This is a genomic window from Terribacillus sp. 7520-G, assembly GCF_002271665.1.
In the GTDB taxonomy this organism is placed as follows: domain Bacteria; phylum Bacillota; class Bacilli; order Bacillales; family Amphibacillaceae; genus Terribacillus.
Genome location: NZ_NQFP01000046.1, coordinates 18,059 through 45,040, shown reverse-complemented (window position 1 = coordinate 45,040; position 26,982 = coordinate 18,059). Strand labels below are relative to the sequence as shown.

Here is a 26,982-nt window from a genome sequence, read left to right as displayed (position 1 = left end):
GCCTGATGCAGGGTTCATTGTTCCGGATCCGAGTCGGAGGACTGCTTTGTCCGCCGCTTATGCCGATCATCTTGGAGATCCCTCTCCACTTCATCCACAGGTATATCATCCATCATCATATCCTGTTCATTCTCGAGTTGCTTTTCCCGATTCTCACTTTCTGCTTTGGAAAATCCATGCTTATCCTTGTCGCCTTTGGCGCCATTTTTTTGTACCATCTCTTCCCTCCTCCTTCCTTTGTAAGCCCTTTCCCCTTCTTCCATTGAGAAAAACATTCCTGCGGCTTTGTAACCGGCCCCTGCAAAGGGTATACTAGGAGTAGATAGCGTTTCTTCCGCCCGGCAATAGGGTACATGCTTATAAAGATTGTCAAATGAGGTGAAGCACAATGAAACCAACTGCGCTAATTACAGGAGCTTCCAGCGGAATCGGCTACCATATAGCCAAATGGTTCGCCAAAGCGGGCTATGACCTTATCATCGTAGCGCGTTCCAAGGACAAACTCCTATCGCTGCAAACAGAATTGCAAGATTCGAATGTGACTGTCATTCCTCATGATTTGTCCGTACCTAACAGCGCATATGAATTATATGAGAAAATACGTGATGAAGGAAAAACCGTCGAGGTGCTTGTGAACAATGCCGGCTTCGGGCTTAGCGGTAAATTTGAGGATACGAGCTTTGAGACACAGCAAAAACTGCTGCATCTGAACATGGTTTCATTGGCAAACCTGACTCGTCTGTTCATCGATGATATCATTCATTCCCCGTATCGGAACGTACCGAATGGGATTTTGAATATCTCAAGCATGGCGGCCTTCCTGCCTGGCCCGTATATGGCAGCATATCACGCATCCAAAGCATTCGTTCAGCGCTATTCAGAAGCACTTGCCGAGGAATTAGCCGAAGACGGCGTGACCGTGACGGCACTTTGCCCTGGTCCCACACAGACGGAATTCTTCAAACGTGCCGGGAATGACACAATCATGTCTTCGTTCCGCGATGCACCAGAAGATGTGGCGCGTCAAGGTTTCCTAGGATTCATAAAAGGAAAAAGGGTCGTATTCCCATCTGCGAACATCCATGCAGCCGTCCTGCTCATGAAGCTCCTGCCGAGCAGTCTGCTTAGTAAAATTGCCAAGAATATGTATACAAGCTAAAAGACACTCCAAGAGGGTGTCTTTTTATCTGCTTAGATGGCGGCGATGGCTGTAGAAATAAGCAGACAGTGGCCACCAGGCTGCAGCAAAAATCGGATAGATCGCCCAAATCACCGATGGCGAATAAGCAATGTTCACAAACAGGAAAAACACGCTAAGTGCTCCAAACCCTAATACGGAAAAAAATAAACTGGAACTGCGATGACCTATGATCGACAATGGCCACCAGCTCATCGCAAAAATCACAAAACCATACCAAGGATTATCATGACCGAAATATGAATGCAGACCGTAATAATAGATGCAGACTGCCAGGCTGATGATCAGCGCCGGGCCCAGATTCGCTAAATGTTTCCGAAACATGATTGCGACCGGCCATAAGACCAAGCCGCCGATAGTGTACAAATACCATGGAATCGATGGAGAATCCACGAGATTCTCCCTTACGATCACCGCACCGATTATGATCGCCGACAGCCATGTCACCAATGCCAATTGTTTTGGCAGCAGAAGCTGTAAAGCAGCGATGACAGCGGCTCCCAAACTATACGTATACCAAATCTCCTGGGGTGTAGTCACCAAATTGATGTAAACAGAAAATGCTCCCAAGCTGATCAACATAAACGCAACCAGCACTCTCCATGGATTCATCGCTGCATCACCTTTCTTTTTCTAGCTTTCAGCCAAACGAATGCCATACTCACCGGCCACCAAAGAATGGCAAATGTCGGATAAACGAACCAGATTTCATTCGGTGTATAGTACATATTTATAAAGATGAGCAAAGCAATGATCAGCGCACTGCCACAGATGGAAAACCCTAGATTCAATGTACTCATATCTTCTTTTTGCTTCCTATTCTTCGTTGCTGCATCCTTCGGTTTATGCTGGAGAAGGAATTCCTTTTTCACTTCCGATAAATTACCGAAATCGACGATTGCCTTATTGACTGCATCCTCTTCCGTTTTTCCTTCGAGCATGAAATCAGCCGCTTTCTCTTCCAGCGAATCCTTTATTTCTTCCTTTAACGTCACTACCTGTTCGGTCTCTGGCAGATCGGAAAACTGTTCCTCTACATACGTACTGATCTTTTGCATCAAACACCCTCCATGAATATATCGATTAATTGTTTCGCTTCTTTCCATTCTTTTGCCGCTTCATGCAAATACGCCTTCCCAAGTGTCGTGATCGTATAATACTTACGCTTGCCTCCATGTGATTTTTCCCCTTGGTAGGACTCTATCAGTTCACGGCGCTCCAGCCGCTGGAAAACAGCATAAAGCGTCGCTTCCTTGATCTGGAATGCATCGTGCGTCCAAGCTGCTATGTCTTTCGAAATCTGATAGCCATATTTATCCCCGTCCATCAGCAGACGAAGGATGATGGAATCCAGATGCCCTCGAATCGTATCACTCCGAATTTGGTATCCCTTCCTTCCAAATTACTCTGTCTGATAAAGTAATCATAATCAAAATTACTCTGCGTGTCAAAGTAATATTCCAAAAACAAAAGCAGACTATTCAGCCTGCTTCAAAATGACTCTAATCACAACGCAAATATTCGATTACATCTGCTTTATTTTCAGCGACAATCACTTTATGTCCATCATTAACAAATCTGTCCAAGATGCAAGGCTTGGCCGTACGTTCAAAATAACGATTCCATTTGAACATATTCAGGAAGATACGCAAAGTTGGTTTATAATTGGCTGATTCCAAACCTGCTTTCTGGCGCAGATAACGCTTGATGATCCGCAGCTGCCTCACCTTATATCCCGGCTCCAGCAGGATGATTACATCCGCATGATGCAGGCTGTCCTCCACCCAATCATCTGTATGCACTCCTTCGATGATCCACGCAGCCGCTCTGGTGATCTCTTTCAGGATCTCCCGCTTTTCAGTGTCGGCACGGCGTCTGTCGCCCTCTGCATTGCGCTCCCAAACAACATTATCCAGCTCGTAGTGAGCAGCATCCAACAGGGCCGACAAATCCCTGGCAAGCGTCGTTTTGCCGCTGCCGACAGAACCGATGATATGTATTTTCTTTGCCCTATAATTCGTGTTCATGCGACGATACTCCCTTGCGTACTCTGTTCAATACTATTATCAATCAGGATGAGATGGTCCACTTCTTCCTTTTCTTCCTCCAATCCAATCCATGGATCAAATGATAATGTTGGTTTCGTTACCTCGCCCGTTAATTCATATCGTATTTATGACCACCCACTAAAATATACGATATTTTCAGAATATAAAAAAGAAGCAGGGGAAATCCCCTGCTTCTCACTTAGATTAGATCAATTTTAGCAAATTAGCCATCTCAATCGCAGAAACGGCTGCTTCAGCCCCTTTATTGCCTGCTTTCGTACCTGCTCGTTCGATAGCCTGCTCAATCGTATTCGTTGTCAGCACCCCGAAGATAATCGGGATTCCTGCCTTATCGGCAGCACTTGCGACACCTTTTGCGACTTCATTGCTGACATAATCGAAATGTGGTGTAGAACCTTTGATAACAGTCCCCAATGTGATGACAGCATCATATTTCCCACCCTGGGCAAGTTTATTGGCCGCAAGGGGGATTTCAAATGCACCCGGGACCCATGCCACATCCACATTCGCTTCATCGACACCATGACGCTTCAGGGTATCGATGGCGCCGCTTAATAATTTACTGGTGATGAACTCATTGAATCTCCCTACAACAATACCAATCTTCAAATCTGTGCCTACTACATTTCCTTCCAGTACGTTAACCATATGAATACTCCTTTGTATATGGACAATCCAGTCCCATTTTTTAGTTATCTATTTCTTAATCGATGCTGATGACTGGTTTAACTTTTTACCTTGTTTTCATGCAGCTGTCGATATGCAATCAAATCTGCAATCGTGATAATGGGCAGCTTGTGTTTTTCAGCCAGCTTTTCAAGTTCCGGCATGCGAGCCATTGTCCCATCGTCATTCATGATTTCACAAATATAACCAGCTTCAGCTGTGCCGGCCAATGCAGCCAAGTCAACAGCTGCTTCGGTATGACCAGGACGCTCCAGGACTCCGTTCGGTTTGGCAATCAGCGGAAAGATATGTCCCGGTCGCTGGAAATCAGTCGGTAAGCTGGCTGCATCAGCCAGCTTACCGATTGTATGGGCACGCTCGAATGCGCTGATACCAGTAGTGGAATCGATATGATCGATGCTGACAGTAAATGCTGTTCCATGCGGGTCCGTATTTTCACTTACCATCGGGGGCAAATCCAATCTTTCAGCAATTTCCCGGGAAATAGGTGCACATATCAGACCTTTTCCGACAGAAGCCATGAAATTTACCGTTTCAGGACTTGCAAATGCTGCCAAGGCCATTAAATCCCCTTCATTCTCCCTTTTCTCATCATCTGTGATGATGATGGCTTTACCGCTTTTCAAATGGTCGAGCGCATTGGCTATTGTCGTTTTCATTCGTTTCCCTCCTAATCCATGAATCCGTTCTGTGCCAATGTTTCTGTCGTAATGCCAGCAGACCGGGGACTTTTTTGATATTCCATAAGCCGTTCCATGTATTTGGCCAGCTGGTCAAATTCAAGATTCACTTGATCGCCGGCTATTTTATCCCCTAAAATCGTCGCCTTCCTTGTCTCAGGAATAAGCGAAATGGTAAACAAATCATCCTTCACATCAAACACAGTCAATGACACACCATCAACGGAAATCGATCCTTTTTTCATTAAATACTGCAGACCTTCCGTGACGCCAATATCAATATAACGTGCATTCGACTCTTCCCGGATAGCTAGGATAGTGCCCGTCGTATTGACGTGACCGCTCACGAAATGGCCGCCCAGTCTGCCGCTCGGCTGAAGTGCTGGTTCCAAGTTCACTGCATCTGCACTGCGTACATTCGATAAAGAACTGTCGCGGAACGTTTCTGGCATCACATCGACCTGGAAAGCATGCGATGTAAAGCTAGTGACTGTGAGACAGACACCGTTAACCGCTATACTGTCTCCGATATGCATATCTTTGGTCAGTTTCTCGCTGGCAATGGTAAGCTGCATCGCCTTTTCCTGTTGATTGACAGCAATCATGCTGCCTACTTCCTGGATGATTCCAGTAAACACAATTCTTCCTCCTATCCTTCTAATCTTCCATAGATACTACGAATGGGAATATTACCGTCTCGGGGCAATGTGACGGTTGATCGGGGTATGGAGATGCCATCGAACATGTAACATCTCATCACTAAATTTTTTAGATGTCGAAATAAGAGAAGCAAGTTTAATCTTGTCTCTTTCATCACTATCCTTCATATAAAAAGCCCCAGAATCAAAAATTCTGGGGCTCAGGAATTCAAAAGTATAGCGAAACAAGCTATCGTCAATAGACGAAAAGCATTTTTGGCGTGTGGATAGCACGCTCGTTTCCTCTTTCCCATCCAGACTATACTGTCGGCTTTGGAATCTCACCAAATCCACCGTTGTAAAAACGGGTCACGGACTGAAGACAGCTGTGCTGCCTATCACCGCCGGTCGGGAATTTCACCCTGCCCCAAGAGAAAACCTATTCGACTGCTTTTACCTTAACATATTTTTTATCTTCTTGTACAGCAGGAAAAAAGTCTGAAAACTGAGTTGACAATATGTGGAACAATCGCTAAACTAAATCCGTAAAATAAAGTTGACCGTTCAAAATAAATTTACCGAAAGGAGTTTTCAAAATGAAACAGGCAATGGCATTGACGACCCTTGAGCAGCTCAAAGCAATTAGTGATCCGCTTCGCGCCGAAATGATGATGAAGCTAGTCGAAACATCTTATACTGGCCAGCAGCTGGCTGTCCTGTTGGAAACAAGCAGACCAAAGATCCATTATCATCTGAAAGAGTTGGAGAAAAACGGGTTGATCGAGGTGATCCGCACCGAAGAGAAGCATGGAATTATACAGAAATTCTATCGAGCCGCTGCAAGAGGCTTTTTTCCCTCGGAAAATCTGCTTCCTTATGCAGAAGAACTCAGCGAATCGACGAGGCAGCTATATATACAAATGACCAATAAGACACGTTCAGCGGTTCTAGCCGCACCAGAATCCTCGTTTGCCAAAATTGCCGGCTCCACTGACCCGAAAGACTGGGACGCCATCGGCAGCATATGGGAAGTAAGTGCAACCGAAGCTGATTTCAAAGAATTCATCCAGGGCTTAGCCGGCTTGATGCAAACACTGCGTGAAAAGAGTGAAGCTGCAGAGAACGACCCGGATGGCAAGCTCTATCATTTCTCCGCCTTCGGTTTTGAAATCGATACACCATCGTTTGATCAAATTGAACTGGAAGAGGAGGACTGAGGATGTTCTCCATTTTAAAACAGCGGAATTACGGTCTGCTTTTCTCGGGGAGGATTGTCACCAATATCGGGGACAGTATTTATTTCATCGCCGCAATGTGGCTCGTTTATGACTTAAGCGGCAGCGCATTCTATTCGGGTCTTGCTGGATTCCTGACACAAATACCGAATATATTGCAGTTCCTGATCGGCCCGCTGGTCGACCGCTGGCCGATACGCCGGACGCTAGTATGGACCCAGGCACTCCAAGCCGTGCTCATCCTGCTGATTCCGCTCGCAGCTTGGCAGGGTTTTCTAACTGTTACACTGGTGCTCCTACTCATGCCTCTATTGGCTTGTATCGATGCATTCGCATATCCTACCGAAACAAAAGCATTGCCCCTTGTACTGAAAAAAGAAGAACTGCCTGCCGGCAATGCATTATTTTCCTTCGCCTATCAAGGCGTCGATTTAATTTTCCATGCCATTGCAGGGGTGCTGCTTGCCTTTTTTGGAGCAACATTATTATTCATCATCGACTCGTTCACCTTTTGCATTGCATTTCTTTTATTCAGCTTCATTAAAATTCCGCATCAAAAAGCACAGACTGCTATGTCTGGCACTGCTCGTTCAGCTATTCATTCTTACCTCACGGAATTGAAAGAGGGACTCAAGATATTATTCACGACCATTTTGGCTGCTGCACTGTTTGGGGCAGTATTATGCAACCTGGCTATTGGTGCAGCCATGGCTGTGATGCCGGCATTCGCAGACGAACGGCAAGGAGCTGCTGTATATGGTTTGTATTTGGCTTCTATGTCTTGCGGGGCCTTGATAGGAGCGCTATCAGCAGCCTCTTTCAGCAAACTTCCCATCGGCAAAGCGACAATCTTCACCATGTCCTTAGCTGCTGCAATATGGGCAGCTGCCGCCTTTGTGCCATGGACTTGGCTGAGTGTGATTCTATTCGGGCTCGCTTGGATGCCTGTCGGCTGTATCAATGTCACATTTGCCACGATGTTACAGACGTTACTGCCTGTTTCCATGATCGGAAGAGTAACAAGTGCAAGCGCAAGCTTCAGCACGATTGCCACTCCGCTTGGATCATTGACCGGTGGATATGCGGCCACACATATTCCCGTCACTTGGGTCTTTTGCGCTACTGGTACCGGCCTAGCCTTGCTTTCCATAACATGGCTACTGTATCCAAAATTGCGCAAGCTGGGACCGCTGGCTTCCCTTTCTCCCGAATTACTGGGATTCAAAGAACATGCCCAGCAGGAATCAAGCTGATCACTGCTTGTCCTTTTTCAATAATGGACGCAGTGCAACCCAATAGAATGCATAGCCCAGCATAGCTCCCAATACATTCAGGATGACATCATCGATATCGACAGAGCGATAATTATAACCGACAAAATAATTGAGCAGACCTTGTGTCGATTCGATTGCCGTACTGAACACCAATCCGCAGAGCACGACGACAAAGAACGATCTGATCCGGCGAATGAGCAAAGGCAGATAAAAGCCGAGCGGTACGAATAAGAGTATATTGCCTCCTAGATTTTTAAGTGCCAGCCCGTAACCGAAGCCATCGATTTGTGTGGTATGCCAGATTTGCATGATGGAAGCGAGTGGAGATGTATTCCAGCGGTAGCTTGTTTCCAGCTGCTGATTCTCTTCGATGAGGTTCTGATCCACAGGCAACGGGAAGAATGTAAGACAAATGACGGCAATCACATAAATGGCAAAGGATGCCATCAATAAATGCTGTTTCTTGGTAATACCGAACGTCTGATGAAACGGAATGATGGACAATAGATAAACAAACGCCAGGAAAATAGCCGGCGCTACGTAAGTTAACATAGTAATTACTCTCTCCTGTTTGCTAGAAGTCCCTTACGTAGAGTAAGTGGACATATACCCTTTAGTCTACATGATTTTTCCTATATTGTGAACGCATAGACGCAGAAAAGAAACCGCCTTTTTATTGGCGGTTTCTTTGTCATTCCCTTTATTTCCCCATGACAGCAAGCATAAGTGCTTTTTGGGCATGTAATCGGTTTTCGGCTTCCTGGAAGACGGCCGATTGCGGACCGTCAATGACAGCAGCAGTGACTTCTTCTCCCCGATGTGCAGGCAAGCAGTGCAAGAAGATGGCATCGGCAGCTGCTGAATCCATGAGTGCTTCATTCACCTGATAGCCTTGGAAAGCCGCAAGCCTCGCTTGTGTCTCCTGTTCCTGTCCCATGCTGGTCCAGACATCTGTATAAATGACATCCGCTCCGGCGCAGGCGACTTCCGGACTCTCCGTAATAAGCAGGAATCCCGGATCATTGCTGATCGCTTTTGCCTTCTTCACAATTTCTGGCAGCGGCTGATAACCGGCAGGGGATGCAATCCGGATTTGCATACCTGTTTTTGCAGCAGCAATCATCAAGCTGTTGGCTACATTGTTGGCATCTCCGATATAGGCAAGCTTCACGCCTTCCAATGTTCCTTTATATTCCAAAATCGTCTGCATATCAGCCAATGCTTGACAGGGATGGAACAAATCTGTCAAACCGTTGATCACCGGAATCTCGGCATGGGCTGCCAGCTCCTCGACCATCTTATGTGAATTGGCACGGATCATGATTGCATCCAGGTAGCCGGACAGCACCTTGGCAGTATCTGCAACCGGCTCGCCGCGGCCGAGCTGCAGGTCTTTCGCATTCAGGTACAGCCCCATACCGCCAAGCTGGTAGATGCCGGTTTCGAATGAAACTCGTGTCCGTGTGGAAGATTTCTCAAAAATCATCCCCAGGGTTTTCCCATTCAGCGGCTGGATCAGCTCGCCTTTTTGTTGCTGACCTTTCAGCTCAGACGCCAAGTCCAGCACATAAAGAATCTCTTCCTTCGTCAAATCCTGCAGGGATAAGAGGCTTTTTCCTGCCAGGGATTGCTCTTGTGTCAATTGTCTCATTGCACATGCTCCTTTTCCGCTTCTTCCAGATAATCTGACATGGACAGGCTGTTTGCCAGCTTCTCCTGCCCGGCCAGCCAGTAGCTCTGCACCGTTGGCAGACTCGTCATACACGGGGTCTCCGTCTTCCAAGCTGCTTCACGGATGGCTTGGAATCCTTTTCTTGTGCTGCATACTGCTGTCATCTCTTGATCTTCAATCAAATCGACCGCTTCTTCATCAGAAACAATCCGGAATGAACCAGGATCCGGCAGCAATGCCGCGGTCCCCTCTGTCAGGACAGCGTTCGATCGCAGCTTGCCAAGTAACGCTTCCAGCTGGGATAGGTCGGAAGCTTCGACATCCAAAAGAATCTGCGAATCCTCCGTCAGAGATCTAAGCGTCTTTTCCTTCCAGCCAAATGCCTTATTCAGTGCTTCCGGCACCGTTCTCCCCAATCCGATTGCTTCTCCTGTCGATTGCATATCCGGGCCGAGGAGCGGATCGATACCTGCCAATTTTGTTGTGGAAAAGACAGGCAGCTTCACAGCATAGAATGGTATCTCTTTTTGCAATCCGAGCGGGTAACCTGATTGCCGCAGTGATTCCCCCATCTGGATCCTGGTTGCCAGATCCACCAATGGAATACCTGTCACCTTACTGGAAATAGGCACTGTGCGGGAGGCCCTTGGATTGACTTCCAGAACATACAGGATCGATCGGTCCTCACTGAAGACAAATTGAATGTTCATGATGCCTTTCACCTGGAGCGCATCAGAAATCCTGCTCGCATAGGAAACGATCGACTCCTTCTCCGACTCACTTAAACCAGGGGACGGGAAGATCGCCGTACTATCTCCGCTATGGACTCCGGCTGGTTCGATATGTTCATAGATGCCCGGGATAAGGATGTCTGCACCATCACATACAACATCCACCTCTACCTCCATGCCCGGAACATATTTATCCAGCAGCAGCGGGAATAGGCGGGAGCTATGGATCTGATGCTGCAGTCCTTCCAGATAAGACTCCAGCCTATCTTCGGAATGGAGGATGACCATCCCTTGCCCTCCAATCACGTAGGATGGACGGATGAGGATCGGATAGCCGATACGGCGGGCTTCGTCTTTCAAAGAAGCTGTATCCATCACCGTCGTGCCTGGAATATGCGGGATGTTCAAAGAATGCAGCAAATCATAGAAGGCTTCCCTATTCTCTACCCGATCTATCGAGGCCGTGCTGGTTCCGGCAATGGTCACGCCAGCCGCCTCCAAATCCGCAGCTAAATTGATTGCGGTCTGCCCTCCGAACTGGACGAGCACTTCATCGGCTTGCTCCTTTTCGATGATGTGCAGTACATCTTCTTTTGTCAGCGGCTCGAAGTATAAATGATCGGCTGTATTGAAATCGGTACTGACCGTTTCTGGATTATTATTGATGACGACCGATCGGATCCCTTGATTCCGTAAAGACAAAGCGGATTGGACAGAGCAGAAATCGAATTCCACTCCTTGCCCGATCCGAATCGGGCCAGAGCCGAGCACCACGACTTTTTTTGCTGCCTCCGGCAATGGCTCGACCTCATCTTCTTCCTGCCAGCTCGAATAGAAATATGGCGTTTGTGCAGAAAACTCTGCTGCACATGTATCCACCATCTTATAGGATGGTTTGGCTCCCAGCTCCCTGATCAGTCCTTCGACTGCAGCCAATGGCTGATCGAAAATCCTGGCCAGGGCCACATTGCTGAATCCAAGTGTCTTTGCTTTTCGAAGCAGCACTTCGTCCGGCTGCCAACCTCCATCTTTTAGCTCCTGCTCGATATCGATTATCCGTTTCATCTCATGGAGGAAAAAGGTCGTTATTTCTGTCCATTCATGAATGGTTTCAATCGTCATCCCGCGGCGCAATGCTTCTGCCAGCAGGAACAGCCGGCGATCATCCGCAGCTTTGAGGCCCTGTTCCAGCTCGCTATCCGACAGCGCTTCAGCAGCTGGCAGACGGAATTCCTCCAGCCCCACCTCCAAGGAACGGATCGCTTTATGCAAACCTGCCGGCAGGTTGCGGGAAAGCGCCATCACTTCCCCTGTCGCTTTCATTTGCGTACCGAGCAAGCGATCGGCCTGCGTGAACTTATCGAATGGCCAGCGTGGAATTTTCACCGCCACATAGTCGATGGCCGGCTCAAAGCTGGCAAATGTATCACCGGTGATCGGATTCGGCACCTCATGCAGATGGTAGCCAAGCGCAAGCTTTGCAGCAATCCGGGCTATCGGATAGCCTGTCGCTTTGGAAGCCAGTGCACTGGAGCGGCTTACCCGGGGGTTCACCTCGATGATGACGTACTCGTCGCTATCCGGATTCAGTGCAAACTGGATATTACAGCCCCCAACGACACCAAGTTCACGGATGACCTTGCAAGATACCGTCCGCAGCATTTGATACTGTCTGTCTGTCAGTGTCTGGGAAGGAGCGACAACGATACTGTCTCCTGTATGTATGCCGACAGGGTCGATATTTTCCATATTGCAGACGATGATGCAGGTATCATTGGCATCGCGCATCACTTCATATTCGATCTCCTTCCAGCCTTTCACGCTTTGTTCGATCAATACTTGATTGATCGGGCTTGCCTGGATTCCGCTTTTCACGTATCGCAGCAGCTCGGATAGGTCATTGGCGATTCCCCCGCCGGCTCCGCCTAGTGTGTAAGCTGGACGGATGATGATGGGAAATCCTGTTTTTTCAGCGAAAGCTTTCGCTTCCTCGATGGAAGTGATCGGCAGGCTTTCCGGGACTGGCTCATTGATATCCTGCATCATCTGCTTGAACAATTCACGGTCTTCCCCACGCTGGATGGCATCCAATGGAGTGCCTAGGAGCGTGACATTGTATTCTTCCAATACCCCGGCTTGGTCCAGACTTACAGCAAGGTTAAGACCCGTCTGACCGCCCAGGGTGGGCAGCAGGCCATCCGGTCTTTCCTTATCGATGATGTTCGTCAAGGATTCACAAGTAAGCGGCTCCAAATACACTTGATCGGCAAAAGCCTGATCCGTCATGATGGTCGCAGGATTATTATTGACGAGGATGACCTCTATTCCCTCCTCCTTCAAGGCAAGACATGCTTGTGTACCTGCATAATCGAACTCTGCCGCCTGCCCGATGACAATCGGACCAGAACCGATGACTAGGACTTTCTTGATGTGCGGGTGTTTAGGCATATGCTGTCACTCCTCTGTTCCGTACCGATTTCAAGAATTGTTCGAACACATCATACGTATCGCTCGGCCCCGGATGCGCTTCCGGATGGAATTGGACACTCATGATCGGTTTGGAGCAGTGCTGCAGCCCTTCGATCGAACCATCATTCACATTGCTATATAGGATATTCCAAAGCTCCTGGGAAATAGAAGCTTCATCGACGACATATCCATGATTCTGGGAAGTAATCGATACCTTCCCGCTAGGCAAGTGCTGAACCGGATGATTGCTCCCCCGGTGTCCATAAGGAAGCCGCATCGTATTTCCCCCGAACGCAAGGGCCAGCAGCTGATGACCGAGACAGATTCCCAAAGTCGGGTAAAATTCCGCAATCCGTTTTACTTCTCCCGCTAAATACTCCAGGGATTTCGGATCTCCAGGACCGTTGGACAGCAATACACCATCCACTTTTGCTTCCTGCAGTTCTTCCAGCGTCACATCGAAAGGAAAGATGGTTACGTCACAGTCATTTTCCAGCAGCATATCCCGGATCGAATGCTTATAGCCATAATCTATGAGTGCTACGTGGGCCGCTGATGGGCCATCTGCCTGGTGGAACTGTGCTTTTTTAACGGAGACCTTCTCCACAATTTTCTCGGACACTTTTGCTTTTTTTGGGATGGGTCCCGGCGTCTTAGTCATTTTTCCATAAACGTCACCATGCTGACGGATTATTTTTGTCAGTTTCCGTGTATCCACCTGTGCCAATATTGGAAAATTGTACGCGTGTGCAATATCCTGCAATGTCTGGGTTGCCTGATAGTGAGCTGGTGTTTCACATGGTGTCGAAATGACAAGTCCATGGATCGAGGGTGTGTGGCTTTCCTTATCCTGCGCATTGAAGCCATAATTTCCGATCAGCGGATATGTCATCGTGACGATCTGACCAGCGTAGGAAGGATCCGTCATCACTTCCTGGTAGCCAGTCATCGCTGTATTGAACACCATTTCCCCCTCTGATTCCGTGATCTTCCCGAGCCAGATGCCTTCCAAAACATCTCCTGTGCTGAGCATCAAATAACCCTTTGTCTCTTCCATTCATGCTGCTCCTTTCCGAAACGAGTTTATCTTTATTCCGATAAACTAATAATTATGCATCCGTAATAAAAAGAAAGGTGAGCTGCTGCTCACCCCTCCAGTTTGGCAGCCTGCTCCTCTGTCCACTTTCTATTCGTTTCCAGCAAGGCTTCTATATTGTCGACTTGTTCCCGGACCCGCGCTTTTGCCGTACCTCCCGGGATATTCCTTGCTGCTACGACGGTTTCCGGTGCAAGTGCCTCGTAGATATCTTCCTTTATCAGACCCGAAAACTGCTGAAACTCTTCCAGGCCGAGATCCAGCAAATATTTTCCCTGTTCGATACTATACAGGACTGCCTGACCGACAACTGCATGTGATTCCCGGAAAGCCATGCCCTTTGCCACCAGGTAATCAGCAAGATCTGTCGCATTGGAGAAATCATTGCGGACAGCCTGATACATATTATCCTGCTTCACATACATCGTCTCGATCATCGGCGCAAAGAGCCCAAGCGCCCCCTTCAATGTCTCCACTGTATCGAACATGCCCTCCTTGTCTTCCTGCATATCCTTATTGTACGCAAGCGGCAGGCCTTTCAAGGTCGTCAGCATTCCCATCAGATGACCGAAGACCCGGCCGGATTTACCCCGGACAAGCTCTGCCACGTCAGGGTTCTTCTTCTGGGGCATCATGCTGCTGCCAGTCGAAAAAGCATCATCCAATTCGATGAAATCGAACTCGGCACTGGACCATTGCACCAATTCCTCTGATAGACGGGACAAGTGCACACTGATCAGGCTGGCTGCCGACAAGAATTCCACGACGAAATCACGATCACTGACGCTGTCCAGACTGTTTTCGGTAATCCCGTCGAAATGCAGCTGCTCCGCCACAAAATGACGATCAATCGGGAATGTCGTGCCGGCCAAGGCACCTGCTCCGAGCGGCATTTTATTCACTCGCTTCCAGCTATCCTGCAGACGCTCGACATCCCGCTGCAGCATATAAGCATATGCCATGAGATGATGGCCGAACAATACGGGCTGAGCCCGCTGCAGGTGGGTATAGCCAGGAAGGATCGTATCCAGATGCTGCTTCGCCTGTTCCGTCAATGCGGTCTGTACGGCTCCCAGCAATCCGACAATGTCCACGATTGCCTCACGCAAATACAAACGCATATCCAGTGCCACTTGATCATTACGGCTTCTTCCGGTATGCAGTTTGCCGCCTACCGGGCCGATATGCTCGATCAGCAGCCGCTCTACATTCATATGGATATCCTCGTCTGCTTGCGTGAGTGTTGCTTCCCCTGCCTGGATTTTGTGCAGCACCTGCTTCAATCCCTCAGCAATCGTTTCCGCTTCATCCCGTTCGATGATGCCGCATTTACCAAGCATCGCCACATGCGCGAGGCTGCCTTGGATATCGTATTCAGCCAGTTTCTGATCAAATCCGATGGAGGAAGTGTAGGCGTCTACTAATTCATTGGTCGGCTTCGTGAATCTTCCTCCCCAGAGCTTCATTGTTTTACAGCTTCTTTTTTATTTATTTTCAAAAGTGACGGCACTTCCGTTTGCACTGTCTGCTGACGAGCAACTTCAGCCTGCACCTTCGTTGGCAGACCCCAAAGCTGGATGAAGCCAAGCGCTGCATCATGATCGAATTTATCCTCTGGCTTATACGTTGCCAAATCAAAGCTGTATAGCGATTCAGCTGATTCTCTGCCGACGACGAGTGCATGTCCTTTATACAGCTTCACTTTCACATTGCCGGAAACCGTCTGCTGTGTCTCTTCAATGAATGCCTGCAGCGCTTTTGTAAGCGGGGAATACCATAGACCATCATAAATTGTCTGTGCCAGTTTTTGCTCGACGATCGGTTTGAACTGGGAAATTTCACGTGTCATCGTCAAAGCTTCCAATTCCTGATGCGCAGCAATCAGTGTCACTGCAGCCGGGCATTCATAGATTTCACGAGATTTGATCCCTACCAATCTATTTTCGACATGATCGATACGTCCGATACCATGCTTGCCTGCGATTTCATTCAATTTCAGGATGAGCGCGTCCAGTGGATAAGCTTCGCCATCGATTGCGACCGGTTTTCCTTTTTCGAAAGTGATGGTCACGATCTGTGCTTCCTCAGGTGCCTCTTCGGGATCAACAGTCAAACCAAAAGCATCACTTGGCGGCTGCTCCCATGGATCCTCCAAAATTCCACATTCGTTGGAACGTCCCCATAGATTCTGATCGACACTGTATGGGCTCTCCTTCCCTACCGGGACCGGAATGCCATGCTGCTGTGCATATTCGATTTCTTCATCACGGCTCATTGCCCATTCACGGACAGGCGCTACAATTTTCAAATCCGGATTCAAAGCTGTGAAACTCACGTCAAAACGAACCTGATCATTACCTTTTCCAGTACAGCCATGCGCTACTGCCACGGCTCCTTCTTCTTTCGCAATATCGACCAGCACCTTGGCAATCAATGGACGGCTAAGTGCAGAAACGAGCGGATATTTGCCTTCATAAAGCAAGTTTGCTTTCAAAGCCGGAAGCACATATTCCTCTGCATACGCAGCTTTTGCATCCACTGTATAGGATTTGATTGCACCTACCTGCAATGCTTTCTCCTGAACGAAATCCAAGTCCTTTCCTTCCCCAACATCCAAACCAACTGCGATGACATCATAATTATATTTATCCTGCAGCCACTTGATTGCCACAGAAGTATCCAAACCACCAGAGTATGCGAGTACGATTTTATCCTTTGCCATTATGAATCTCCCTCTCCGTGCTGAATGCTCGATTTATTTATGTGAATTATTATGCATTATAACTAATATAAATTCAAGCACTTTTTATTAATTCATCGACTAGGTATCCTATTAATCTGGCAAATATATAGTGCCTGCCTACTTTCAAGCATGAAAAAAGACGAGCCCTTGGACTCGTCTTCCTTTTATACACCGCGTTTATTTCCCCATACAAGCGTATGAAGCTGCGGCAGGACACGCACATGATTCAATTCGCTGGAAAGAGATACCTGATCGATCAGCCACTCATACTTGGCAAGCAGCGCATCCCTCAATTGCGCATCATCCAACGTAGCTGTATCATGATTGCCGACTTGTACGTAGAAACTTACATCCGGGTAGCGTTTATGGACATTCGTCGCATACTGCAAGTCTTCTTCATCAAAGATGACAACCTTCAGGCTGACATTGGCAAGGCGTCCTGCATTCTTTAGGTTATCGATGATTTCATCCAGCCGATGAAAATCGGTTTTCATCATGGAGCTCGGTGGCTTCGGGGAAATCGTCAAATCATCGATTTCCAGGAACCACGGCTGGTAGCGGCTGCCTTGCGTTTCAAGTGCAATCCGGATACCTTTCTGCTTAAGGAACTGGGTGAATTCCCCCAGATTCTTAAGCAGTGCCGGGTTCCCGCCAGAAATGGTAACGTGACCAAATCGATCTCCGCCCACTTCCACCAAGCGATCCCATATCTCTTCGGCAGTCAGCTGCCGGATGTCTTCCTTGGCCGATCCATCCCATGTAAAGGCTGAATCACACCAGCTGCAGCTGTAGTCGCAGCCGGCGGTACGGACAAACATCGTCTTCTGTCCGACAACCATCCCTTCTCCCTGCACGGTGGGACCGAATACTTCTAAAACCGGAAATTTACTTGCCATTTTCTGTTCCTCGCTTTGGTCGATACACACAGTAGCTGGTCGGTGTCTCACGCAAGAAAACTTGCAGGCATTTCGGCTTGTGAGGCAGCTGATCCAGTTCCTGCTGAATCAATTCATAGATTTTTCGGGCCATCACTTCCGTCGTTGGAAAATCATCTTTTCCAAGTACATCGGTATGGTCATTTAAAAGCGTGTGATCGAATTTTTTATGAATCAATGCTTTGATTGTGGAGAAATTGAATAAAAATCCACTGTCATCCAATTCATCCCCCGCAATCGTTATATTGGCGAAATACGTATGACCATGCACCTGCTGGCATTTGCCCGCATCCGGATGCTGGATGCTGTGTGCCGCTGCAAAATGCAGATCCTTGTTCAATTCATAGCAGTAGTCATGCTGCACTTGCGGGTAAATTTGCTGTATCATGCTCGCTCCGCCTTTTTCGCTTCATATTGATCAAGCCCGTTTTTACGCAGCTTACAAGCTGGGCATTCTCCGCATCCATCGGCAATGATCCCGTTATAGCAAGTAAGTGTCTTTTCTTTCACATAATCAAGCTGCCCGAGCTGATCCGCCAATTCCCATGTCTCGGCTTTATCCAGCCACATCAGCGGTGTATGAATGACAAATTCTTTGTCCATTGATAGGTTGAGAGATACATTCAGCGATTTCACAAAGATATCCCGGCAATCCGGATAGCCGCTGAAGTCTGTTTCACATACCCCCGTCACAAGGTGCTTGGCACCTACTTGATGTGCCAAAATTGCTGCAAAGGAAAGGAATACCAGATTACGTCCTGGAACGAACGTGGACGGCAGCTCCCCTTCCTGCTGCTCGATTTCGATATCATCTCTCGTCAATGCGTTTGGAGCAAGCTGATTCAATAAAGACATATCCAATACATGGTGTCTGATTCCTTGCTCTTTCGCGATTTGCTCTGCCACGTCAATTTCCAGACTGTGACGCTGATTATAATTGAATGTGACAGCTTCCACTTCCTCGAACTGCTCCATTGCCCAAAATAAACAAGTTGTACTATCTTGGCCGCCGCTGAATACGACGATGGCTTTACCCTTCTTCATTATGCTTCTCCTTTTATCCAGACTATCCCGATAAAAAAGCCCCTTCCCAAAGGAAGAGGCTGCCAATTATCCATAAAAAATAAAAAAGACTATACCCAAGGATATAGTTCCTTAGTTTTTTATAGAGGGTTGTGCTAGAACCTCTCCCAGGATGGCCTGGATTTTTTTATACTTTTCTGCAGTCCATTGTATCACAGCTGGGCGCTTTTGCATACGATAAGACGAGTCATTACATGCCAAGGATGGAGAAAACTCAAAAAATAGATATCACAAACCCTCCTTCCTGTACAAAATGCTCGTTTTTAACATCACTCTTTTGGGTCAAGGGACTCAAGTATTAACACCCAAGTCTTTTTGAATACAATAAAATATCTTCTCACTTCGAAAGCACTTCATCCTTCTCAATCTTCGCCCCGGTAATTTTAATGCAGATTAAAGTTATGAGGAGGATAAAAATAGCTGAACTTAATGTAACTAATAACTGACTGGCAAAAGCCATCGCTACTATATTACCGAACACAGCTATTAGGATAATTCCCGTTACAATGGTTGCCACTGTTGAGTTTAAATATATACCCGCCATTCCCGAAAAAAATATCAAAGAAATAGTTAATATTACTGTGGCTATAGAGGTGACAAAAAAATGCCCGATGGAATATAGTGCCGTATTGGATGTAACAAGGATGGGAGCAACTGACTCCATCAGTAAATAGAGGATGTTCGCTACAGACATCCCCAACAGTTGGACGCCAAAGAACATACCACAGAATGACATCACTTTATCATAAAATAATTGTGATCTTCCATTAGGGTATAAATATGTCCTCAGCTTATCTTCTCCGATATAATTCTTGACCAAGCACCTATTGATTATGATAGATCCATATATAACCAAAATACACATACAAATAGTAGAAGCCAATCCTGAAAGGCTTACGTAATTCTTAAGGATATTATCCGATTCAGCAGTATCGAATCGTCCAATGACAGTAAAAAAATAAAGTGTAAGGAGCTGTCCGAGAAAAGCCATTGAAAAAATGACTTTTCTATACTTTTTTAGCTTGGATGATTCAAACTCATAATTTTCACCCAATGTTTTCACCCTCCATCTTTAGAACCTTATAGTATTCTTTAAGACCTCCTGAATAAGCTCTAACAATATCTTTAACTGGCTTTTTTTCATAAGTCTCACCGTTAAACATAAATACTACACTAGTCACAAAGTTTTCGAGCTCTGACAATGAGTGACTTGTAATTACTACACAAACCCCTTCTTTTTTCAAGTCGGTAAAGATACGCTTCATTAAGTCTATACCATCAAAGTCAAGCCCATTAAATGGTTCATCCAAGATAAGTATTTTAGGCCGGTGAGATAAAGCTATTGCCAGCTGAAGGCGCTGTTTCATCCCTAAAGATAATTTTTTTATCTTTGTTGTCAATGGCACATTTAATTCGAGCAATTCCAACATTCCGGTATATGATTCACTGTTTTTTAATTGCATGTAATGATAGTGTTCATCAAACAATTCAGAGATTGTCATATCAGAAATACTTGGTGGAAATTGAATTACAGCTCCGATCAGCTTTAATATTTCTGGACGTGTTGATTCAGACAATATTTTATTATTTATTTTGATGGACCCTTGCTCCGGAAAAACCAGGCCTAGTAAACATTTCAATAAAGTGGTTTTCCCCACCCCATTCGGTCCAATGAATGCACAGATTTCCCCTTCATGCATGGTTACATTTGCGCGCCTTATAATTTCTTTTTCATTCACAGATTTACTTAATTTATCTATCGATATTAGGCTCATGATACTCATTCCCTTCTTGAAAGTACAATAAGAGATATAAAAAATGAAAAAGCTCCCCAGAATAACACTATAAACAAATCGGTCACGGAAAATGTTCCGAATTCAAATAGTGTTGAACGTAATAAATTTGTTGTTGGAACGAATGGCAGTGTTTGATGGATGAAAGATGTCCACTCCGGCAATCTATCCATAGGATAAGTAATAGGAGAAAATAGTAATCCACCAATCATTATCAACTGTGTAACTAATGCCATAACGTTCGGCGGGAAAGTATAGGCAATAGCAAACCCTATGCAAATCATCGTTACCTGAGCTATCAATATAATCAAAAAGCTCCAAGGTGTTATATGTAGAGTGATATCGAATCGAAGCATCGCAGCTAGGCATCCCATAAATACACCGGGCAATGATGCAACACACCAGATGATAATATCTGCAAATATTATCGAGCTGCGCGAAACTGGTAATGTTCTTTGGTATTTAAAAATACCGTCTTGTTTTGCAGTACTGACTATTTGTGGAGCCAATACACACCCTACGGCAATTACCCCTAGTGAAACTGCCCCTGATGAAAGATATAAAGCTAGTGTTTCATTTATATCCGGAATCAACAGCGCAAGACCATAGACAATAGCTAAAGCAAAAGCCACTTGCACAATACTGAATACCGGTAGAAGATATTTATGTCTCACAAGGCTCCAACGAACCAATCCCCAAAACTTTCTTATACTAAGTCCCACCCCACTGTACTTACTGATTGATTTACCTTCATACATTTCCATCCGTCAATCCTCCGTATGACGCTTCCAGTGATGCTGAAGTAAGTCTGTAATTAGCGACTCTTCTTTCCTCAATTTGTTTTAGCACCCAATTAATCGCATCAGGTACTTGTTCGGCCGAAAGATCAAAGATAACTTGCATCTCTTCTTCAATATATCTAGTTTTCAGTGATTCAGGCGCATCAGAAAATGAATTCCAATCGCTGACGGCCACGTAAAGTACATTGGTTGAAAATTGTTTTTGCTGACCCGTGGTTAATTCATCTTGAATTAGCTTGCCATGATTAAATAATAAAAAACGATCAGCGTATTGCTCAACTTCCAGTAAATTATGAGTAACCACAATAACTATATGACCTTTATTAGCGAGTTTCCTCATATAATTCCACACCAACTTCCTTCTAACGGGGTCTACGTCGTTTGTTGGCTCATCTAAAAGAATTATAGGCGGAGGGCATATCACTGCCATGGCAAACGAAGCCAACCGTTGCAACCCTCCGGAAAGTTTTTCACCCGGTCTGTCTGCCCATTGCTCAACCTTCAATTCTGCTAATATTTCTTTGCTCAACTCTTTGTTCTGACTACCGGAAATACCGCGTATATGTAAAATTGATTCTATGGACTGACGTAATGTAACACCCGATAATGGAGCATGGAACTGCGGCATCATGGATACAAGATTTCTAGCAAATTTTGTGTCATCAATCAACGATTTACCTTGATAATCAATCTGACCTTGATCTGGCTTAACTATGCCAATGATTTGATTTAATAGCGTGGTTTTGCCAGCACCATTATGTCCTATAATTGCTACTATCTCTCCTGCATATAGTTCGACTGAAATATCACAGTTTGCTTTTACACTTCCATTTTTATAGGACTTGGATATAGAGCTAATTTGCAAACTCCCTTTAGATTCTTTTATATCCTTCATAGTCAAACTCTCCATTTACTTAATCTAATCTGATGAATCATTCAAAAAAATTAAAATACACATTCGAGAATAACATCCATAGAAAAGGTAAAAACCAGTATGCAATTAAGATCAGATTAACAACGTAACCCACTTTTTTCAATATAGACCATGTTCTTACATTCGCAACATTGCTATTTCCTTCATCTACTGCAAGCATTGGATTATCTAATAGACTCAATACAATAAAATGTCCATCGCAATTCTTATGAAATCTAAATTGCCAAGCAATTCTTAACCATAAGATTGAAATAGCTGCTGCTAACATCCAATCTGTTATGAAGATATTGAAAATCAACAAGCAAGACAGCAGAAAAAAATCAAATATCAAACCGGCTGATAAAGCTGCTAATCTGGGGAAGAAAGACCAGACCCATATATGGGTCATGGATACAGTCGCATTGGCTTGCAAAATATTTAATCGAAGTCCTCCTGTCCTTAGCTTATAAGACCGTGCAAATATGATATGCATCAATTCATGAATTAAAGTTGTTATCAAAGCGAAACCTATGAGTAGGGATATATTGAGTGGCAGGGAGATTGAATTGTTAATGAGAATGCTGCCATTAGGCACTCCATTAAACAATGTTAATATAACGACAGACAATATAGAGAGTCCGCCCATTATGAAGAGAAACATCCTTTTAATATTCCATTTTAAATTATTTTCCTCGTCCGGAAGGGACTTAATTTTATCAGATGAAGAATTACAGAAGTCATTATCTTTAAGTATATTCGCTATTTCCTCATCATAATCCTTTAAAGAACTATTATTATAAATTAAAGATTTAGCTAATTTACCACAAGAGGATCTGCATCCCTCGCTACAACTATCCAATCTCCACTCCTCAATTTTCTTCCTTGTATGGATTTAAGGCAACCTTCCATTGTCATTAACAATCACACCTTATTGGTCCTTTCGTAATAACGAAATATTTCCCAATCCTCTGTGCGTCCCTTACCACAAGTTGGACACTCATCATATCTATCCCAGCTTGGGTGAGTAAAGGAAGACCCGTCTTCAAAATTAATTTCATATTGGGTGCTTAAACTTCTTGGTTGCGCGTAACCTGTTATGACTCTAACCGCTTCGTCCACAATGGCAGATGTTAATTGATAAATTGCAGGTGCATAGGCAATTGAAGGAGGGGCAAAGTTTATATTCCTAAAGCCAACGAATTGCTCTATAAATTTTGGATCATTCACACTAAAATGCAGATTCAAACAATCGAAACAGCCTGTTTTTCCCGGTATTACAGTAAAGACTCTTCCGCGACTTACTTGGTGAGCCCCGAAAACACAAGGGATATTGGCTTTAATTACGGCCTGATTAACAGTTCTTTGTGCTTCAAATGGGGGCTCATCTATAGCACAGATTACTAAATCAACCCCCTCTGTAAACTGTAAAACGTCTTCAGTCGTTTCAATTTTCTTATTATGTGCCTCAATTATTATATGAGAATTCATCTCAGAAATTGCCTTTGCAGCCACCTCACATTTAGGTAACCCTATATCGGATTCTTTATATAACAACTGTCTTCCTAAATTACTCTCTTCTACATTGTCATAATCAACTATAATGATTTTCTTTGGACCCAATCCCGATAACAGAGTGAGTATGTTTGATCCACCCCCACCAAGCCCTAAAAGAAGAATTGTTGTTTCGTTAATTTTCTTCTGGTAATCATATCTATTACCATCCGTTCCAGTGTATCTACTAAAATAATTAACATTTGCTATGTAACGTTCTTGAATAGTGCTTTCATGCCCATTAAGAGTTTCTTCAAGAAATTCTTCGTTATCTAATATACTGATCCCTTCTAACACGTCTTCTTCAGATAACTCCGGAAATATTTCTACCATCTCTTTTATAACATCCTCAACTTTTCTTCCATCTAAACGCGAAGCCAGTTCCCATAGGTAACCATCGGGATCACCAAGCTCAGCGGTGATACCTAGTTGCGCGCCAATTCTAAACTCATTCTTATTAAGTTTATATAGCGGATATATAGCTTTAATTCGAGGTCTATCGTACTTATTGATCATATTAATCTCCTCCATAATTTTAGCTTTATAGAGCAAAGCCGAGACTGTATAAAAGAAGTCTCGACTTTGCTTGTTTAAAAGAAATCAAACAATAATCCACCATGCTGTAGCATCAACTTTTACTGCTCTACGAACTGTAACGTTTTTCATATTGTCACCTCCTTGAACAGCAAACAATGACAGAATATAAAATATAGTCTGATTATTTGCCTTTTATTGAATCAATTGCAATTACCATTTTGTTAGTAATAAGTTTCTAATATGTAATTTAATTACAATTAATTCTATCAATAGTATACTTATGATTCCGACGAATACGATACGTTCGAACTATTTTTATGTAAAAAACAATCAATTTTACGATTTATTTACAGAAAAACAGTCACTATGTATTACACGCAGTTTATTGAATTAGAGTCAGATAAATTCATATATGCGTAGCTGCTCTGATTTGTCTCTCCGCTAAAAAACTAATCAAATGATTACAACATTCATGCATAATGGCTTTGTGAAAGGAAAAAACGTTGCAGCCAATACCATTATGTCTAGAAGTACGATGTTATAGTTCGGACTGTAAAAGGAATCTATTATGTAATCAATGAGTTAAAAAAGGAACAATCCTATAACCATGCCATAGGCGTGTCCGGAACACTTCTAAGTGGAGAATGAATCCATGATCCAGCAAGGGGACATAAATGACGTACTCAAAGTACATGAGCCTTGAATATCGACCAGTCCTTTGTTTTTTACAAGGAGACAACAGGACTGGGCACAGAAGGATGTCTGGGGGCTTATGAATAAAATTAAAAATCCGAACCAGGAAATCATTCCTGGTTCGGATTTCTTTTTGGTTAAACAACTACAATCCGAGTAATCAGAACTGCTCAAAAGCTGCGTTGCTTAGTTCGTTATCTCGTTTATGACGTTCAATGGCAAGCTGGATCAAACGATCGATCAACTCCGGATAGGAGATGCCAGTGATATCCCATAGCTTCGGATACATGCTGATTTTTGTGAAGCCTGGCAATGTGTTCACTTCATTCACAACGAATTCCCCTTCCTCTGTCAAGAAGAAGTCTACCCGGGCAAGTCCCTCGACATCCAGTGTCTGGAATACTTCTACCGCAAGCTTTCTCACTTGTTCCGTGACAGACTCGGAAAGCTGGGCCGGGATGGCGAGATCCGCACCAGATTCGTCGATATACTTGGACTCATAAGAGTAGAATTCCGTTTTTGGCAGGATTTCTCCAGGCAAGGACGCCATCGGCTCTTCATTGCCAAGCACCGCCACTTCGATCTCGCGGCCTGCGATGGCTTCCTCCACAAGCACTTTCGTGTCATAACGGAATGCTTCTACCAATCCTTTGTAGAACTCTTCTTCTGTCTTTGCTTTGCTGACGCCGACAGAGGATCCTTGATTGGCAGGCTTAATGAATACTGTGCTGCCCAGCACTTTTGCCACCTCTTCATATCGAATGGATCCAAGCTGACGCTTTTTGAAGGTGAATCCATTCGCTACCCGGATGCCCGCTTCCTTCAGTAGACGCTTTGCAATATCCTTATCCATGCAGACTGCCGAGCTGAGAACATTCGGGCCGACATACGGAAGATTGGCGATGCGCAGCATGCCTTGCATACTGCCATCCTCCCCGAGTGTACCGTGAAGGATGCTGAAAATGACATCCACTTGATCGAGGACAGCACCTTGACCAGGGCTGACAAGCTGCCTCTCCTTCACACCAGGTACAACGGCAATGCCTTGCTCGGATGGTTTCAATTCAATATGCTTCGGATCATGTGCATTCAGCAGATAATCCGCTTTATCATTAAGCTGCCATTTTCCATCTTTGTCGATCCCGATCAGGACAACATCGTATTTATCTTTATCAATTGCATCGGCAATATTTTTTGCTGATTGTAAGGATACTTCATGCTCCGCGGATTTTCCGCCGAAGATGATGCCTACTTTTGTTTTACCCACCTGTAACCATTCCTTTCTGACGTGAAACCATTACTTTCATTTTATCACAAACGAATGCGGCTGCCCCCATGTCCATAAGAAAAAATCGTGTTTCACAGGCAATGCATTCGGTAACTATATAAATTAACAACAAAGGCAGGATGATGGATATGGGCTATTTCGGTCATTTTTGGGAAATGAAGATTATCCATCCTGCAAGAAAGCACATCCTAAGCAATACGGATAGCCATGACATAAAGATTCTAGTATGCTTTTAAAGACTAACTTTTGGAGGCACAGCTAGAATGAAAGGGATCACACATTTATTAATTGGAGCAGGAGCTGGATTCGCCAGCGCAACCGCCTTGGATGCAGAAGGTGCCGTCACCGTCACGATGACCTGTACAGCAGCAGTCGCAAGCTTGGTACCCGATTTGGATACAGGGGGCATCCTCTCCAACCGCATCACTTTTTCACACAAAGCTATCCGCAATATTACAATTTTCATCGGATTATTGCTCATCCTGTATAGTATGTGGAATTTATTTGGCCAAGATCGTTATATCGGGTTGGCGATCGGAGCAGGAATTATGGTTCTCTCCCGCGTAATCAATAAGAAGTTCATGCTGCTGATCACCGGCATCGCTGTGCTGCTGACAGGGTTGTATGCCGGGCATACATGGGTTGTCATGAGCGGATGCTATATCGGGATCGCATCCTTCCTTGCTCATAGAAGTTACACGCATTCCTTGATCGGGCTGATCTATTTCTACATATTGATGACATTCTTCGAACAAGAGACAGCCCTTTTCGGAACCCAGCTTGCCGGCACAGCCGGCTATGCTAGCCATCTGCTTGCTGACAGCAGGATATTCCCTGTCAATAAGAAAGGAGTCAAATTACTCCTTCCTATAATAAAAAAAGATTTCTAAAGGAGAC

Annotated in this window: 27 protein-coding genes, 1 pseudogene and 2 riboswitches; of the genes and pseudogenes, 4 read left to right on the top strand and 24 right to left on the bottom strand. The window is 45.1% G+C overall.

Annotation, left to right across the window (positions count from 1 at the left end; translation table 11 throughout):
- Positions 1–14: 14 nt before the first annotated feature.
- A complete protein-coding gene (locus tag CHH53_RS15545; protein WP_095217053.1) occupies positions 15–218 on the bottom strand; it encodes a hypothetical protein in 204 nt (67 codons plus the stop codon).
- A gap of 170 nt (positions 219–388) precedes the next feature.
- On the opposite strand from CHH53_RS15545, the gene CHH53_RS15540 reads away from it, so the two are divergent.
- Positions 389–1,159: an SDR family NAD(P)-dependent oxidoreductase gene (locus CHH53_RS15540; RefSeq protein WP_095217052.1), complete on the top strand. Its 771-nt coding sequence runs from the start codon at positions 389–391 to the stop codon at positions 1,157–1,159.
- A gap of 24 nt (positions 1,160–1,183) precedes the next feature.
- Here CHH53_RS15540 and CHH53_RS15535 read toward each other — a convergent pair whose 3' ends face one another.
- The 7 genes and pseudogenes from CHH53_RS15535 to ribE form a co-directional block, all read right to left on the bottom strand.
- Positions 1,184–1,810, bottom strand: coding sequence for a hypothetical protein (locus tag CHH53_RS15535; protein WP_095217051.1), 627 nt, complete (start codon positions 1,808–1,810; stop codon positions 1,184–1,186).
- Positions 1,807–2,256, bottom strand: a complete 450-nt coding sequence (locus tag CHH53_RS15530; protein WP_095217050.1) for a permease prefix domain 1-containing protein — start codon at positions 2,254–2,256, stop codon at positions 1,807–1,809. Before CHH53_RS15530 ends, CHH53_RS15535 begins: the two co-directional genes overlap by 4 nt.
- Entirely contained in the window at positions 2,256–2,579 is a 324-nt protein-coding gene (locus tag CHH53_RS15525) for a PadR family transcriptional regulator (RefSeq protein WP_255374718.1), read from the bottom strand. The genes CHH53_RS15530 and CHH53_RS15525 overlap by 1 nt, the downstream gene beginning before the upstream one ends.
- Positions 2,580–2,700: 121 nt before the next feature.
- Complete coding sequence (locus tag CHH53_RS15520) at positions 2,701–3,225, bottom strand: P-loop NTPase family protein (protein WP_095217048.1); 525 nt, start codon at positions 3,223–3,225, stop codon at positions 2,701–2,703.
- Positions 3,226–3,450: 225 nt separating this feature from the next.
- Positions 3,451–3,915 (bottom strand): 6,7-dimethyl-8-ribityllumazine synthase, encoded by a 465-nt coding sequence (gene ribH / locus CHH53_RS15515; RefSeq protein WP_095217047.1) that lies wholly within the window; start codon positions 3,913–3,915, stop codon positions 3,451–3,453.
- Between the two features lie 86 nt (positions 3,916–4,001).
- Positions 4,002–4,613: pseudogene (gene ribB, locus CHH53_RS15510) on the bottom strand (3,4-dihydroxy-2-butanone-4-phosphate synthase); the annotation flags it as partial.
- 11 nt (positions 4,614–4,624) lie between these two features.
- On the bottom strand, positions 4,625–5,272 hold the full coding sequence (gene ribE / locus CHH53_RS15505; protein ID WP_095217045.1) for a riboflavin synthase: 648 nt from the start codon (positions 5,270–5,272) through the stop codon (positions 4,625–4,627).
- A 298-nt stretch (positions 5,273–5,570) separates the two neighbouring features.
- Positions 5,571–5,711: riboswitch (FMN riboswitch) on the bottom strand.
- Positions 5,712–5,868: 157 nt separating this feature from the next.
- Here ribE and CHH53_RS15500 point away from each other — a divergent pair.
- Both CHH53_RS15500 and CHH53_RS15495 read left to right on the top strand, forming a co-directional pair.
- Entirely contained in the window at positions 5,869–6,489 is a 621-nt protein-coding gene (locus CHH53_RS15500) for an ArsR/SmtB family transcription factor (RefSeq protein ID WP_095217044.1), read from the top strand.
- Positions 6,490–6,491: 2 nt separating this feature from the next.
- On the top strand, positions 6,492–7,760 hold the full coding sequence (locus CHH53_RS15495; protein ID WP_095217043.1) for an MFS transporter: 1,269 nt from the start codon (positions 6,492–6,494) through the stop codon (positions 7,758–7,760).
- On the opposite strand, the gene CHH53_RS15490 is transcribed toward CHH53_RS15495, so the two are convergent.
- From CHH53_RS15490 to ddlA, 16 genes are all read right to left on the bottom strand, one after another.
- On the bottom strand, positions 7,761–8,333 hold the full coding sequence (locus tag CHH53_RS15490; protein ID WP_095217042.1) for a VanZ family protein: 573 nt from the start codon (positions 8,331–8,333) through the stop codon (positions 7,761–7,763).
- A gap of 148 nt (positions 8,334–8,481) precedes the next feature.
- The gene (gene argF, locus CHH53_RS15485; protein WP_095217041.1) at positions 8,482–9,432 is read right to left on the bottom strand and encodes an ornithine carbamoyltransferase; all 951 of its coding nucleotides are present in this window, start codon (positions 9,430–9,432) and stop codon (positions 8,482–8,484) included.
- Positions 9,429–12,632, bottom strand: a complete 3,204-nt coding sequence (gene carB / locus CHH53_RS15480) for a carbamoyl-phosphate synthase (glutamine-hydrolyzing) large subunit (RefSeq protein ID WP_095217040.1) — start codon at positions 12,630–12,632, stop codon at positions 9,429–9,431. The genes argF and carB overlap by 4 nt, the downstream gene beginning before the upstream one ends.
- Positions 12,625–13,710: a carbamoyl phosphate synthase small subunit gene (locus CHH53_RS15475; protein ID WP_095217039.1), complete on the bottom strand. Its 1,086-nt coding sequence runs from the start codon at positions 13,708–13,710 to the stop codon at positions 12,625–12,627. Before CHH53_RS15475 ends, carB begins: the two co-directional genes overlap by 8 nt.
- 89 nt (positions 13,711–13,799) lie before the next feature.
- Positions 13,800–15,215 (bottom strand): argininosuccinate lyase, encoded by a 1,416-nt coding sequence (argH, locus tag CHH53_RS15470; protein WP_095217038.1) that lies wholly within the window; start codon positions 15,213–15,215, stop codon positions 13,800–13,802.
- Entirely contained in the window at positions 15,212–16,471 is a 1,260-nt protein-coding gene (locus CHH53_RS15465) for an argininosuccinate synthase (RefSeq protein WP_095217037.1), read from the bottom strand. The genes argH and CHH53_RS15465 overlap by 4 nt, the downstream gene beginning before the upstream one ends.
- Positions 16,472–16,656: 185 nt before the next feature.
- The gene (gene queE, locus CHH53_RS15460) at positions 16,657–17,388 is read right to left on the bottom strand and encodes a 7-carboxy-7-deazaguanine synthase QueE (RefSeq protein ID WP_095217036.1); all 732 of its coding nucleotides are present in this window, start codon (positions 17,386–17,388) and stop codon (positions 16,657–16,659) included.
- Positions 17,378–17,815: a 6-carboxytetrahydropterin synthase QueD gene (gene queD, locus CHH53_RS15455; RefSeq protein ID WP_095217035.1), complete on the bottom strand. Its 438-nt coding sequence runs from the start codon at positions 17,813–17,815 to the stop codon at positions 17,378–17,380. Before queD ends, queE begins: the two co-directional genes overlap by 11 nt.
- Positions 17,812–18,471, bottom strand: a complete 660-nt coding sequence (gene queC / locus CHH53_RS15450; protein WP_095217034.1) for a 7-cyano-7-deazaguanine synthase QueC — start codon at positions 18,469–18,471, stop codon at positions 17,812–17,814. The genes queD and queC overlap by 4 nt, the downstream gene beginning before the upstream one ends.
- Positions 18,472–18,576: 105 nt before the next feature.
- A riboswitch (PreQ1 riboswitch) is annotated at positions 18,577–18,621 on the bottom strand.
- A 226-nt stretch (positions 18,622–18,847) separates the two neighbouring features.
- Positions 18,848–19,564, bottom strand: coding sequence for a hypothetical protein (locus CHH53_RS15445; RefSeq protein ID WP_095217033.1), 717 nt, complete (start codon positions 19,562–19,564; stop codon positions 18,848–18,850).
- Complete coding sequence (locus CHH53_RS15440) at positions 19,557–20,285, bottom strand: ABC transporter ATP-binding protein (protein ID WP_158221583.1); 729 nt, start codon at positions 20,283–20,285, stop codon at positions 19,557–19,559. The genes CHH53_RS15445 and CHH53_RS15440 overlap by 8 nt, the downstream gene beginning before the upstream one ends.
- Positions 20,286–20,290: 5 nt before the next feature.
- The gene (locus tag CHH53_RS15435) at positions 20,291–21,067 is read right to left on the bottom strand and encodes an ABC transporter permease (protein ID WP_233135150.1); all 777 of its coding nucleotides are present in this window, start codon (positions 21,065–21,067) and stop codon (positions 20,291–20,293) included.
- Positions 21,054–21,998 (bottom strand): ABC transporter ATP-binding protein, encoded by a 945-nt coding sequence (locus CHH53_RS15430; RefSeq protein WP_095217031.1) that lies wholly within the window; start codon positions 21,996–21,998, stop codon positions 21,054–21,056. The genes CHH53_RS15435 and CHH53_RS15430 overlap by 14 nt, the downstream gene beginning before the upstream one ends.
- Before the next feature lie 37 nt (positions 21,999–22,035).
- Positions 22,036–22,875 (bottom strand): hypothetical protein, encoded by an 840-nt coding sequence (locus CHH53_RS15425; protein ID WP_095217030.1) that lies wholly within the window; start codon positions 22,873–22,875, stop codon positions 22,036–22,038.
- Between the two features lie 62 nt (positions 22,876–22,937).
- Positions 22,938–24,083, bottom strand: a complete 1,146-nt coding sequence (locus tag CHH53_RS15420; protein WP_095217029.1) for a ThiF family adenylyltransferase — start codon at positions 24,081–24,083, stop codon at positions 22,938–22,940.
- Between the two features lie 874 nt (positions 24,084–24,957).
- Positions 24,958–26,064 carry a D-alanine--D-alanine ligase gene (gene ddlA, locus CHH53_RS15415; protein WP_095217028.1) on the bottom strand — a complete coding sequence of 369 codons (1,107 nt, stop codon included), beginning with the start codon at positions 26,062–26,064 and terminating at the stop codon, positions 24,958–24,960.
- A 284-nt stretch (positions 26,065–26,348) separates the two neighbouring features.
- Here ddlA and CHH53_RS15410 point away from each other — a divergent pair, with 284 nt between their 5' ends.
- Positions 26,349–26,975 (top strand): metal-dependent hydrolase, encoded by a 627-nt coding sequence (locus CHH53_RS15410; protein WP_095217027.1) that lies wholly within the window; start codon positions 26,349–26,351, stop codon positions 26,973–26,975.
- The last annotated feature ends 7 nt before the right edge of the window (positions 26,976–26,982 follow it).